Source organism: Azospirillum brasilense, from assembly GCF_008365405.1.
Taxonomy (GTDB): domain Bacteria; phylum Pseudomonadota; class Alphaproteobacteria; order Azospirillales; family Azospirillaceae; genus Azospirillum; species Azospirillum brasilense_D.
The window spans coordinates 42,373-55,422 of sequence record NZ_QOKV01000018.1; the positions used below are offsets into that span (position 1 = coordinate 42,373).

Genomic DNA, 13,050 nt, shown 5'->3' on the forward strand with positions numbered 1-13,050 from the left:
GTGTCCAACCCTCTCCCGCCCCGGGAGAGGGTGCCCGCGCAGCGGGCTCTCGCGCTGGCTGAAAGCCAGCGCTGACGCGGCAGGCGGACCTTCGGTCCGCCGAGAGCGGGTGAGGGTCGCACAAGGATCGTGGCGCTGATCCTTGGCGGCACCCTCACCCTTCCCACGCCTGTGGCGCGGGCCCCTTCCCTCTCCCGGGGCGGGAGAGGGGATTCCATTGCCATAAACCGCCGTCAGCCCTTCATGGCTCGGGCGTTCGACTCGATCGCCGCCATGACGCGCACCGCGCCGGCGATCTCCGGACCGGAGGCGCCCTGGAGCAGGCGGCGGCGCACGTCGTTCAGCGCGGCGTTCACGCGGGCCAGCAGGTCGCGGCCCTGGTCCGTCAGGTGCAGCGTCTTGGCCCGCCGGTCGTCCGGGGCCTCCCGGCGTTCGACCAGCTTCGCGGCCTCCAGGCTGTCGAGCAGCCGGACCAGCGACGGCCCCTCCACCCCCATCTCCTCGGCCAGCTCGCGCTGGCGCATCCCGTCGCCGAGTTCGTTCAGAAGCATCAGCGGCGAGATGACGGAGGAGGAAAAGCCGCTCTCCGCCAGCACCTTGTTCGCTTCCCGCCGCCACAGATGGGCGGCGCGGAACAGGTGGATGCCGAAGTTGGACGGAAAGTCCGGGGCGGGGGTGGGAGCGGGGATGGACGGGTCATTCGATTGCATGCCTATTTAATAGTTTTGCTATCTATCTTTGGCAAGACGCCCCACGCCGCTGCTCGGTCATTGCAGGCATGCGCGCATCCGCGGCGTCATGTGATCAAGGAAGGCGCGGACCCGGTGCGGCACCCGTTCCCGCCCGGTGTAGACGGCGTGGATCTCCTCGCGGTCGACCAGCACGTCGTCGAGCACGCTGACCAGCCGCCCGGCGGCGAGGTCGGTACGGATGTGATACTCGGCCAGCCGGGCCAGCCCGAGGCCGAGCAGGGCCATGTGGCGCACCGTCTCGCCGTTGTTGGCGACGATGCGCGTGTCGATCTCACGGTCGACCAGCCGCCCGCCGGACTTCAGCGGCCAGACCGCGGCGGCGCGGCGGAAGTTGAAGCCCAGGCAGTCGTGGCGCTCCAGGTCGGCGGCGCTCAGCGGCGTGCCCTTGCGCTCCAGATAGTCCGGCGAGGCCACGATGCGCCGCCGCACGTCGCCCAGCCGCACCGCCAGCAGCGCCGAGTCGGACAGCCGCCCGGCGCGGAAGGCCACGTCGGTCCGCGCCGCGTAAAGGTCCACCACCTCGTCGGTCAGGGTCAGGTCCAGACGGATGCCGGGATAGGCCCGCGTGAAGTCGGGCAGCAGCGGCAGCAGGCAGTGCCGCCCGAAGGGCACCGACACGCTGATGCGGATCAGGCCGGTGGGCGAGCGGGCGCCGCCCGCCACCTCCGCCTCCATGGCGTCGAGGTCGCCCAGCAGGCTTTCCGCCCGCTCGCGGTACAGCTCCCCCTCCGCGGTCAGGCGCAGCCGGCGGGTGGAGCGTTCGACCAGCCGCACACCGAGCCGCTCCTCCAGCCGGGTCACCAGCTTGGCGGTGGAGGACGAGGTCATGCCGACCTCCCGCCCGGCGGCGCTGAAGCTGCCGAGCGCGGCGACGCGCAGGAAGACCCTCATGTCCCAGGCGCGGCTGTCGCTCATCGGGTGTGCCCTTTCGCCCATCTTGTCATTGAATGACACGATCATGCGAAAACGGACGGCATTCCGCATCCCGGATTTTTGGCTCATCTGATGCGTCCTGCACAGCTCGCATGGATGGAGCCTTCAGTCATGCCACTCGCACTGCTGGCGCTGGCGATCAGCGCCTACGCCATCGGGACGACGGAATTCGTCATCGTCGGCCTGCTGCCGACCGTCGCCACCGACCTCAACGTCAGCCTGCCGATGGCCGGCATGGTGGTCAGCGTCTACGCCCTGGGGGTCACCGTCGGCGCCCCGGTCCTGACCGCGCTGACCGGCCGGCTGCGGCGCAAGCCGCTGCTGCTCGGCCTGATGGGCCTCTTCATCGCCGGCAACCTGCTGGCCGGGGTCAGCCCCAATTACGAGACGCTGCTGGCCGCCCGCGTGCTCAGCGCCTTCGCGCACGGCGTGTTCTTCTCGGTCGGCGCGACCATCGCCGCCGACCTCGTGCCCGAGGACAAGCGCGCCTCGGCCATCGCCATGATGTTCTCCGGCCTGACCATCGCCATCGTTACCGGCGTGCCGATGGGCACCTGGATCGGCCAGAATTTCGGCTGGCGCGCCACCTTCCTGGCGGTCTCGGCGCTGGGCGTGATCGGCGCGCTGGGCGTCACGGCTCTGGTCCCGGCGAAGCTCAGCCAGCCGCCCGCCGCCGGCCTCGGCACCCAGGTCCGCGTGCTGGCCAAGCCGCGCCTGCTGCTGGCCTTCGCGATCACGGCGCTCGGCTATGGCGGGACCTTCGTCGCCTTCACCTATCTGGCGCCGATCCTGGAGACGATCACCGGCTTCTCCAGCGGCACGGTCAGCCTCGTCCTGGTGCTCTACGGCGCCGCCATCGCGGTCGGCAACATGGTGGGCGGCAAGCTCGCCAACCGCAATCCGGTCCGCGCGCTGGCGTGGCTGTTCGCCCTTCAGGCCGCCGTGCTGATCGTCTTCACCTTCACCGCCTCCAGCCCGGTCCCGGCGCTGGTCACCCTGGCCGGCATGGGCGCGCTGGCCTTCGCCAACGTGCCGGGGCTCCAGCTCTACGTCGTGCAGCTGGCGCAACGCCACGCGCCGGGCGCGGTGGACGTCGCCTCGGCCCTGAACATCGCCGCCTTCAACCTGGGCATCGCCGCCGGCGCCTTCTTCGGCGGGCGGGTGGTGGACAGCGCGCTCGGCCTCGCGGCAACGCCGTGGGTGGGTGGGCTGTTCGTGCTGGGTGGGCTGGCGCTGACCCTGCTCAGCGGCGCGCTCGACCGCAAGGACGGGCGCCACGGCGCCGCCATCGCGCAATCTGCCTGATACACTGAGAAAAACTCGGCATTCGAGAGGATCGAGACCGATGCACAACGTCACCGCCAACGGCGCCTCCATCCCCGCCCTCGGCTTCGGCACCTTCCGCATGAGCGGCCCCGACGTGCTGCGCATGGTGCCGGAGGTCCTGAAACTCGGCTTCCGCCACATCGACACCGCGCAGATCTACGGCAACGAGAGCGAGGTCGGCGAGGCCATCAAGGCGTCCGGCCTGCCGCGCGGCGAGGTCTTCCTGACCACCAAGGTCTGGGTCAGCAACTACAAGGCCGACGACTTCCGCCGCTCGGTGGACGAGAGCCTGGCGAAGCTGCGGACCGACTACGTGGACCTGCTGCTGCTCCACTGGCCGAACGAGGCCGTTCCGCTTGCCGAGCAGATCGAGGCGCTGAACGCCGTCCAGGCCGCCGGCAAGACCCGCCACATCGGCGTCAGCAACTTCAACCGGACGCTGCTGGACGAGTCCGTGCGCCTCAGCACGGCGCCCATCGTGACCAACCAGATCGAATACCACCCCTATCTCGACCAGTCGGTGATGCTGGAGGCGGCGCGCCGCCACGGCCAGTCGGTCACCGCCTATTACGCCATGGCCGACGGCAAGGTGTTCAAGGACCCGGTGCTGACCGAGATCGCCGCCCGGCTGGGCAGGAGTGCCGCCCAAGTGGTCCTGCGCTGGCTGGTTCAGCAGGAGGGTGTGATCGCCCTGTCGAAGACGGTCGGCGAAAAGCGCGCCGCCGAGAATCTCGCCGTCTTCGACTTCGCGCTGTCGGAGGCGGACATGGCGGCCATCCATGGCCTCGCCCGCCCCGACGGACGGATCGTCAGCCCGGACGGTCTGGCGCCCGCCTGGGATTGACGTTTGGGGTTACTGACGCCCGGGGCTATCGCGGCATCAGGGGCCAGAACAGCGCGATCGCCGTCGTGCCCAGCACGATGACGATCAACGACAGCGGCAGGCCGAGGCGCGCGTAGTCGCTGAAGCGGTAGCCGCCCGGCCCCATGACCAGCGTGTTGCACTGGTGCCCGATGGGGGTGAGGAAGTCACAGCCCGCCCCCACGGCCACCGCCATCAGGAAGGCGTCGGGCCGCAGGCCCAGATGGTTGGCGAGGCTGGCGGCGATGGGGGCCATCACCAGCACGGTAGCGGCATTGTTCAGGAAGGGCGTCACCGCCATCGCCGCGACCAGCATCATGGCCAGCGCGCCAATGGGCGGCAATCCCTGGGCGGCGACGGACAGCCAGCCGGCGATCAGCTCCGTCCCGCCGGTGGTGCGCAGCGCCTCGCTGACCGGGATCAGGGCGCCCAGCAGCACCAGGATCGGCCACTCGATCGACTCGTAGGCCTCTTTCAGCGTGATCACCCGCAGCGCCGTCATGGCGACCGCCGCACCGAAGAAGGCCAGCGCCACCGGGACGAGGCTGGTCGCCACCAGCCCGATGGTCACCGCCATCACGGCCAGCGCGATGCGCCGCTTGCGCCGCCGCCCGATGGACAGGTTGCGCTCCGCCAGTGGCAGGCAGCCGAGTTCGTTCAGCGTGTCCGACAGCCCCGCCGCCCGCGCCTGGAGCACCACCAGATCGCCCGGCTGGAAGCGGACGCGGCGCAGCCGCTGGCGGATCGGCCGGCCGCGCCGGCTGAGCGCCAGCAGGTTGGCGCCGTAGCGCTCGCGCAGCTCGACATCCTCCACGTTGCTGCCGATCAGGGGGGAGCGCGGCTCCACCACCGCTTCGAGAACCGCCAGATCCTCGTCGCTCTGTACCCCTTCCAGCTCCTTCTCGTGCATCAGTTCCAGGCCGGCGTGCTTCACGAGGTCGCCCAGCGCCTGGGTGTCGGCCTCCAGCACCAGCACGTCGCCCGCCAGCAGCACCCAGTGGCCGGACGGGATGTGGCGGCGGTGCCGCCCGCGGATGATCGCGGCGACGGTCACGTCGCCCTCGCCGTAGGCCTCCAGGTCGGCCACCGTCTTGCCGACGAAGGGCGACTTCTCCGGCAGCAGCGCCTCCGCCGTGTAGTCGTCGATGGAGAAGCCCCCGGCGCTGCCCGAGGCCGCCTGGCGACCGGTGGGCAGCAGGCGGTAGCCGACCGTCAGGAAGGCCACCCCCGCCACCGCGATGGTCAGCCCGACCGGCGTGAAATCGAACATGCCGAAGGGTTCGCCGACCATCTCGTTGCGCAGGCGGCTGACGATGATGTTGGGGGAGGTGCCGACCAGCGTCATCAGCCCGCCCAGCAGCGAGCCGAAGGCCATGGGCATCAGCAGCAACGACACCTTCGTCCCGTTGCGCCGCGCCACCTGCATGGCGATGGGCATGAAGATGGCGAGCGCCCCGATGTTCTTGACCACCGCGGACAGCAGCGTCACCGCCCCGGTCAGCACGATGATCTGCGCCGGCACGGTCTTCATGCGGGCGCCGAGGGGGCGCATCACCTCCTCGATGATCCCGGAGCGGCCGACCGCCGCGCTGACCACCAGCGCGGAGCCGACGATGATGACGATGTCGTCGGAAAAGCCGGCGAAAGCGTCCTTTGGCTTGACGATCCCGACGGCCACCGCCGCCAGCAGCGCCAGCATGGCGACGAGATCGTAGCGCAGCTTGTCCCAGATCAGCAGCGCGATCACCGCGCCGATGATGCCGAAGGCGAGTCCCTGGTCGAGCGTCATGCAGCCCTATTTTGGGGATTGTTGATGCGTCGTTACTGCGATTTGCCGGATTGGGAGCCCGAGGGAGCCGCGTCGCGCCCTTTGCCGGTCCCGCTGGAGCCGGTGTTGGCGTTCGACGGCGACCGGGCGTTCCGGACGAGTTCGCCGCAGTGTGGCTGTTCGTCACTGCCTGGGTCAAGAAAAGGCAGAACGCTGGCCAGCGGCGTCAACAGGACGCCCAGGGCCACCGCCGCGGCACCGCGCGCCGCCGACTCCGTCGCGTTCACCCCGATGTCCGGCGCGCCCAGCGTGCCGCGGACATGGACCGGGACGTGGGTGGCGAAGATCTGGGGGCTCTTCGCCCGCCCCAGAACGGTCATGTCCATCGCCTCGCTGCGCAGGTTGATCGTGCCGTCCGCCGTCACCAGCGTTTCCGGCGTGTCGAGCACCAGCGCGCGGCTTTCCACCAGCCCGTCCTTCACCGTCACGTCGGCGACCAGACAGTTGAAGGGCAAGGGCTTGTCACCGGACAGGACGACGCCCAGCGTTTCCAGGATGTTGGTCTTCAGCCCCTTGACCGCGTAGCTGGTGATCCGCCCGCCGTCCACCGCCACGCCCAGCTTGCCGTCGGAGGCGCCCAGAATGTTGGCGACCGTGGTCCCCTGCCCCTTCAACTGGATGCGCCCGCTGGCCGTGCCGCCCATCTCCTGCGCGAAGGCCGTCTCGCGGAACAGGCGGGCCAGCTTGATCTGCCGGACGTCCAGGTTGACGTCCAGCGCCGGGGTCTTGCGGCTTCCGTCCAGAACCGCCGTTCCGGCCACGCGCCCGCCGCCGACGCCGAGCGACAGCGGGTCGAGCACCAGCCGCCCGTTCTCCAGCTTCGCCCGCGCGTCGAGGGCATCCAGAGTCGAGAAGGGAGCCTCCACATGCTCGCCGCGGAACTTCACATCCATGTCGGCGGTGCGCAGCTTTTCCAGGGGAACCTCGGTGGCCGGGATGATCCGCTCCCGCCCCTTGGTCGGGTAGTCGCCGCGCCCCTCCGGGGAGGCGCCGATAAAGCCCGCCAGATCCACCGCCGCCAACTTGCGCGAGGTGAGGTCGCCGGTGATCCGCGGGCGCTCGCCGCCCAGATCGACCGCCACCTGTCCGGACAGGTCGCTTTCGCCGACCTTGCCGTTCATCCCCTCGAACCGCCAGACGTCGCCCTCGCGACCGAGATGGCCGGAGATGGCGTAGGGCCGCGTCGTCGGCACCGGAATGCCCAGGATCGGGAAGACGTCGGCCAGATCGTCGCCGCGCAGCTCCACCGACAGGTCGACGCCCTGGAGCAGCACCGGCTCGGCGATGGAGCCCTCGATCTTGCCGCGGGTCTTGCCGATGGCGGTCTCGACCCGCAGGGGATAGGGCTTGGGATCGTCGCGCAGATATTCCAGCGAGCCGCCGGCCGCCGTCAGGGTGAAGGGCTTGCCGGCGAAGTCCCCCTTGCCGTCCAGCCGGACCTCCTGGTCACCGTTGCCGCCGACCGCGGTGTTGATGCCGCTGTCGATGTCGATCTTGCGGATGGGGTCGCGGAAGCGCAGGCGCCCCTCCTCGACCACGAGCGTCTCGATGATCGGCAGGTCGGTGCGGTCTTCCGGCTTGACCGTCTCCTTCGCCGCCTCCTTGCGCGGGTCCGGCCCGCCGAAGGCCCAGTTGGCGGCACCCTCCCGGTTCTTCTCCAGAAGCAGCTTGGGACCGGTAAGCCGGATCTCCGGAAACTCGAAGTCGCCGCGCAGCAGCGGCCAGGGGCGGAGTTGAAGGTCCAGCACCCGCAGCTCCGCCATCGTCTTGTCGTCGCTCCAGTCCGCGTTGGCGACCCGCAGGCCCTCGACGCGGATGCGCAGCGGATCGCCCAACCGGACGTTGAGATCGCCGTCGATGGCGACCTCGCGGTTCAGCGCCTTGGACGCCTGCCGGGCGATGAAGCCGCGGGCGTCGTTCCAGTCGAAGACAGCCAAGGCGATGCCGACGCCCGCCGCCACGGTCACCACCAGCCCCAACAGGCCGTAGCCGATCCATTTCATCACGGCCATCCGCCGCGTCCCCCTTTGCCTGCCTGCGCCGCACCCTGTGGCTGAATAACGGGCAAATGACCGGCGGTGTGACGCCTTACCTCCAAAGGGCAGAGAAGAGGACGATCTTGTGCGGATTTAACGAAAAATTGAGCGAATCAGGCTATGGGTGGGTACCGCGCGGACGTCCACTTCCCTCCCAACCCGAGAACCATGCGTTCACTTACGAATTTTGCCCCCTCCACCTTCGAGGAGCGCGGCGCCGCCGTGGCCTTCACCACCCCGGTTCTGGCGCAGACACGGGTGCGCAAGGATGACCGGGACAAGCTGGAGGTTCTGATCCCCAACCTGTCGGAAGGGCACGGCGTCTATGTGGTGCCGTGGAAGGGCCTGCCGCTCGCCTTCCCGATGACCGTCCACGACCGCATGTTGCAGGACCTGATCCGCAAGGCGGACGGCTGCTCGCCGGACGACATCCGCAAGGCGGTGCTCCAGGCGGCGCGCTGCGGCCTCGCCGGGCCACTGGCCGTGGAGGCGGCGGAGGCGGCGCTGCGCGACGAGGACGAGCAGCGGCTGCTCATCAACTACCAGCTCATCGTCGAAGTGCTGAAGGCGGTCGGTCTGGAATCGACGGACATCCTGCGCGCCGGGCTCGGCTCCGAAAAAGGCGAGCAGCTGACCCGCAGCTACATGACCAAGGCGGCCCAGAGCCTCGCTTTGGAGCCGACCGAGCTGTACGCGCGGGTGGCCGAGCTGGCGACCTTCATGGAGCCGGTGGGCATCGCCACCTCGCCGAGGCCGGCCCGGCTGCGCCGTCTGGCGCGCGACCTGCTGCAGTTCCGCGACAGCATGACGGAATGGTCGACCGGCAACGTATCGGAGGCCGCCCCCATCGGCACCTTCTGCGCGGAGGTGGCGGAGCACACGCTCAACCAGGTCCGCAACGTGGTGAACCAGCTCGACCAGTCGGTCGCGGCCTTCGAACTGCTGCTGCGCCAGTGGGACACCAAGCGCACGCTGGTGCGGAGGTCGACCACCCGGCTGTCCTGGCTGCTCGACGGCTGGGACTTCATCATCACGAGCTGGGCGGAGGCCCAGACCCGGAGCAAGCATGAGCAGGACATGGCCGTGCACGAGCTGTTCCGCGTCCTGCCCCTGCTGCCCAGGGACGAGGAGAAGTCCGACCACGCGCTTCTGGCCGATGGGCTGCTGGCCGCGAACCGCCGCACGGTGCGGGCCTATGTGGACTGGCGCAGCGGCCAGCTCGACACGGACCTCGTGATGCGGATCGAGGCGATCAAGGGGAAGGCGGCCTGACCATGACCACGGACCCCAAGGCCCTTCTCAGCCTCGGCACCAAGCTGCTGGACATCGACGAGGCCCGGTTCCGGCAGGTGGTCGACCTGTTGCAGCAGATCGGCGACCATCCGGAGGTCCGGCACACCTTCTCACTGATCCGCCCGCGCCTGGCGGAGGTGCGGCCCAAGCGGCGCCCGACCTTCAAGCGGCTGTTCTGCGAACCGTTCGAGGACCTGTTCCAGCTTCCCACCGGCAACCAGCCGGCTCCGCTGAACAAGGTGGACCGCGACGCCGTCAACGCCCTCTGGCCGCTGGTGGAAAGCCGGATCGGCAAGGAGCGGCTGCGCGGCGTCGCCGGCGCGCTGGGCGACGGCGCATCGCGGGCGGAGCCGGCCCGCGCCTTCTGGTCCATGGCCTCCGCCGCCGTGGCCGACATTCTGGAGCAGACGGAAACGGGGCGCTTCGCGGACGAACTGGGGCTGCGGCTGAATCCCGACCGCCTCCGCACCATCGAGGACATCGCCCGCATCCTGACCATCGCCCAGCCGGTGGCCGAACTGAAGGCCGTCCTGTCGCCCAAGCCGATCCAGAAGCTGCACAAGGACCATCTGGACGGCATCCAGGCCATCGGGCGGCAGGTCGCGCGCGGGCGGCCGGAGGCGCTGAAGCTGTTCATCCTGCTGGCCGCGGCCCGCCTGTCCGACCCGTCGATCCTGCTGGGCAACCTGTGGGACATGGATCTGGGCCAGAAGTCCAGCGACCGCGCCGCCCTGTTCCTGGACCTCAGCGGCACGGTGGTGGCGCAGATCGAGGAACGGTCGCGCGGCGCCTCCGCCGCGGCCGGCGGCACGGTGGACCGCATGGCCGCCGCCACCCTCGCGGTCGATCTGGTGGCCAGCCTGGAGGCCACGCGCAACGCCATGGAGCACAGCCGCAACAAGGACTTCGACCAGCGGCTGAAGATCATCCGGAACTCCGTGCACGAGCTGGTGCGCACCCAGGTGCTCGACGGGGCGGAGACCGAGATCCTCTCCACGGTGGAGACCCTGGTTCCCGGCACCGACACCGCGCGGATGGTGCAGGCGGAGAACCAAGCCCGCGCCCTGCGCAAATGCTCGACCATCGCCGACACGCTGGGCCTGCGCGGCGAGCTGAAGAGCGTGACCCAGCAGGCCACCGCCTCGCTGACCGGCACGGCGCGGCAGTCGCTGGCGGACGGGATCGGCGACGCGCGGACCGGGTACACCGCCATCCGCATGATTGAACTGATTGCCGGACCGGCGGAGGCCAACCAGATCATGGACGACATCCTGAGAGGTGGACGCCGCTGAGGGTTACCGGGGAGATCGCATGACGCGTCGCGGAGGCTATGTCGGCTGGGCGCTGCCCGGGGCCGAACGTGCCCGCCTGCTGGCGCTGTTCCCGGCGCGCTACGCCCGCACGGTCGCCCATCACGTCACGCTGGCCCACGGCGTCGGAGCGGGCCATCCGCTTCCCACAGAGCGTGAAGGAACGGTCCTCGGGCTGGCCGACGATGGCGAGGGCGTGCAGGCGCTCGTCGTCGCCATCGCCGGAACGACCGACCGGCCCGGCGGCGGCACCTACCACGTCACATGGTCGCTGGGACCGGGCCGCCGTGCGGTGGAGTCGAACGCGGTGATCGCCCGCCTCGGCTGGAGCCCGGTGGAAGCCGTCGGCGTCCGGCTGGAGCCGCGCTTCTTCCCTTTTTAGGCGCCCTTTTCCTAAGCGCCGGGACCGCCGCTGGCGTTGGCCTCCGCCGCCGCACCGCGGTTCAGCGCCTGCTCGCGGTGGAAGACGAACAGGCCGCTGCCGATGATGAGCAGCGCCCCCACGATGATGCGCAGGGTCGGGGCCGTGCCCCAGACCAGCAAGTCAAGCACCACCGCCCAGATGATCGAGACATACTGGAACGGCACGACGACCGCCGCCGGGCTGAGCTGGAGCGAGCGGTTCATCGCCGCGTGCCCGGCCAGCGCCGTGACGCCGAGCGCGCCCAGCAGCAGGAAATCCAGCCCCGGCGGCGGCACCCAGACCAGCGGCAGCGCCGCACTGCCGAGCAGGCCGGTGCCGAAGGTCTGGAAGCTGACCAGCGACAGGTTGCTCGAATCGCGCAGCAACCGGGTGGAGATCAGGCCGGTGGAGAAGACCAGCGTGCCGAACAGGGCGACCAGCGACGGCACCGCGTCGAACTGGCCCGTCGGGTTCAGCACGATCACCACGCCGGCGAAGCCGACCACCACCGCGGCCCAGCGGCGCCAGCCCACCTTCTCGCCGAGCAGCGGCACCGACAGGGCGGTGACGATCAGCGGGGCGGCCATGTAGATGGTCATGACGTTGGCGAGCGGCAGCGACCGCACCGCCCAGTAGAAGCAGGCGACCTCGCCCGCCACGCAGCCGACGCGCAGAAGATGCAACGGCAGCCGCCTCACCGCGAAGACCGACCGCACCCCCTCGCGCAGGATCAGCGGGGCCAGCAGCATCGCGCCGAACAGGCTGCGGATGGCCAGCAGCATCGCCACCGGATAGTCGGCGACCAGCCATTTGCCGAGCGCGTCGTTGACGGTGAACAGCGACATGCCCAGCAGCATCAGCAGGATGCCCAGGCGGGTGTCGGTGGCGGCGGAGGACGGGGTGCTGGAGGCGATCATCTCGGTTCACGCAAAAAATCCCTCCCCCCGCGCACGGCGGGGGAAGGGATGGGATAGGGGCGGCAAAATGACGGGTGCGCGCGGTTCAGACCACGCCCTTCTCCCGCAGGGCCGCGATGTCCGCCGCGCATAGGCCCAGCGCCTCCTCCAGCACGGCGTCGGTGTGCTGGCCGAGCGTCGGCGGGGCGACCGTGTGCTCGATGGGGGTCGCGGAGTAGCGGATCGGGCTCGCCACCGTCGGCACCGTCCCGGCGGTCGGGTGCGGCAGGTCCTGGTGGATGTGGCGGGCCTGGACGTGGGGGTCGGCGAAGACCTGCGACACGTCGTTGATCGGCCCGCAAGGCACGCCCACCGCCTCCAGAGCCGACAGCCAGTCGCGGCTGGTCCGCTGCTCAAGAAGCAGTTCCAGGATCGGCACCAGCTCCTTGCGGTTGGCGACGCGGGCCGGGTTGGTGGCGTAGCGCGGGTCCTGCGCCAGTTCCGGACGGCCGGCGACCTGACAGAACTTGGCGAACTGCCCGTCGTTGCCGACGGCCAGGATGATGTGGCCGTCCCGCGTGGCGAAGGCCTGGTAGGGCACGATGTTCGGGTGAGCGTTGCCCAGCCGCTGCGGCGCCTTGCCGCCGACCAGATAGTTCATGGCCTGGTTCGCCAGCACCGCCACCTGCACGTCGAGCAGGGCGAGGTTCACCCACTGCCCCTCCCCCGTCCGGTCGCGGTGGGCCAGCGCGCCGAGCACGCCGATGGTCGCGTAGAGGCCGGTGAAGACGTCGGTGACCGCGACGCCGACCTTGACCGGACCACCGCCCGCCTCGGCGTCGGGCTGGCCGGTGATGCTCATCAGCCCGCCCATGCCCTGGATCATGAAATCGTAGCCGGCCCGCTTGGCGTAGGGGCCGTCCTGCCCGAATCCGGTGATCGAGCAGTAGACGAGGCCCGGGTTGATCGCCTTCAGGCTGTCATAGTCCAGCCCGTACTTGACCAGCCCGCCGACCTTGAAGTTCTCGATGACGACGTCGGCCTGGGCGGCCAGCTTGCGCACCAGCTCCTGGCCTTCCGGACGTTCGAAGTCGATGGTGATCGACCGCTTGCCGCGGTTGGTGGAGAGGAAATAGGCCGACTCCTCCCCAGCCCAGGGGGGACCCCAGGCGCGGGTGTCGTCCCCGGCGCCGGGCCGTTCGACCTTGATGACGTCGGCGCCGAGATCGGCCAGCGTCTGCGCCGCCCACGGCCCGGCAAGCACGCGGGAGAGTTCCAGGACACGGACATGGGAAAGCGGGCCGGGCATGGTGGGGTCCTTATGGAAAAGCGCCTTGTTCCCTCTCCCGCCCCGGGAGAGGGTGCCCGCGTCAGCGGGCGGGTGAGGGTCGTACGAGGATCAAGGCGCTGA

General features: G+C 69.9%; 11 protein-coding genes. 5 read left to right on the forward strand and 6 right to left on the reverse strand.

From position 1 onward, the window contains the following. Positions 1-233: 233 nt before the first annotated feature. Together DS837_RS23250 and DS837_RS23255 are read right to left on the reverse strand one after the other, a co-directional pair. Positions 234-710, reverse strand: a complete 477-nt coding sequence (locus tag DS837_RS23250) for a MarR family winged helix-turn-helix transcriptional regulator (protein ID WP_149166910.1) — start codon at positions 708-710, stop codon at positions 234-236. A 57-nt stretch (positions 711-767) separates the two neighbouring features. After that, complete coding sequence (locus DS837_RS23255) at positions 768-1,667, reverse strand: LysR substrate-binding domain-containing protein (protein WP_149166911.1); 900 nt, start codon at positions 1,665-1,667, stop codon at positions 768-770. A 129-nt stretch (positions 1,668-1,796) separates the two neighbouring features. Here DS837_RS23255 and DS837_RS23260 point away from each other — a divergent pair, with 129 nt between their 5' ends. Together DS837_RS23260 and DS837_RS23265 are read left to right on the forward strand one after the other, a co-directional pair. After that, positions 1,797-2,990 carry an MFS transporter gene (locus tag DS837_RS23260; RefSeq protein ID WP_149166912.1) on the forward strand — a complete coding sequence of 398 codons (1,194 nt, stop codon included), beginning with the start codon at positions 1,797-1,799 and terminating at the stop codon, positions 2,988-2,990. A gap of 40 nt (positions 2,991-3,030) precedes the next feature. Continuing rightward, the gene (locus tag DS837_RS23265; RefSeq protein WP_149166913.1) at positions 3,031-3,855 is read left to right on the forward strand and encodes an aldo/keto reductase; all 825 of its coding nucleotides are present in this window, start codon (positions 3,031-3,033) and stop codon (positions 3,853-3,855) included. Positions 3,856-3,880: 25 nt separating this feature from the next. On the opposite strand, the gene DS837_RS23270 is transcribed toward DS837_RS23265, so the two are convergent. Both DS837_RS23270 and DS837_RS23275 read right to left on the reverse strand, forming a co-directional pair. Then, on the reverse strand, positions 3,881-5,662 hold the full coding sequence (locus tag DS837_RS23270; protein ID WP_149166914.1) for an SLC13 family permease: 1,782 nt from the start codon (positions 5,660-5,662) through the stop codon (positions 3,881-3,883). A gap of 32 nt (positions 5,663-5,694) precedes the next feature. After that, entirely contained in the window at positions 5,695-7,713 is a 2,019-nt protein-coding gene (locus DS837_RS23275) for an AsmA family protein (RefSeq protein WP_149166915.1), read from the reverse strand. A gap of 192 nt (positions 7,714-7,905) precedes the next feature. Here DS837_RS23275 and DS837_RS23280 point away from each other — a divergent pair, with 192 nt between their 5' ends. The 3 genes from DS837_RS23280 to DS837_RS23290 are packed head-to-tail and all read left to right on the forward strand — an operon-like array spanning position 7,906 to position 10,722. Further along, positions 7,906-9,009 (forward strand): hypothetical protein, encoded by a 1,104-nt coding sequence (locus DS837_RS23280; protein ID WP_145628414.1) that lies wholly within the window; start codon positions 7,906-7,908, stop codon positions 9,007-9,009. A 2-nt stretch (positions 9,010-9,011) separates the two neighbouring features. Further along, entirely contained in the window at positions 9,012-10,322 is a 1,311-nt protein-coding gene (locus DS837_RS23285) for a hypothetical protein (protein ID WP_149166916.1), read from the forward strand. 19 nt (positions 10,323-10,341) lie between these two features. Beyond that, a complete protein-coding gene (locus tag DS837_RS23290; protein ID WP_149166917.1) occupies positions 10,342-10,722 on the forward strand; it encodes a hypothetical protein in 381 nt (126 codons plus the stop codon). Between the two features lie 11 nt (positions 10,723-10,733). Here the strand turns inward: DS837_RS23290 and DS837_RS23295 are convergent, their stop codons facing one another. Together DS837_RS23295 and DS837_RS23300 are read right to left on the reverse strand one after the other, a co-directional pair. Then, the gene (locus DS837_RS23295; protein ID WP_149166918.1) at positions 10,734-11,660 is read right to left on the reverse strand and encodes a DMT family transporter; all 927 of its coding nucleotides are present in this window, start codon (positions 11,658-11,660) and stop codon (positions 10,734-10,736) included. An 85-nt stretch (positions 11,661-11,745) separates the two neighbouring features. After that, complete coding sequence (locus DS837_RS23300) at positions 11,746-12,948, reverse strand: CaiB/BaiF CoA transferase family protein (protein ID WP_149166919.1); 1,203 nt, start codon at positions 12,946-12,948, stop codon at positions 11,746-11,748. Between the last annotated feature and the right edge of the window lie 102 nt (positions 12,949-13,050).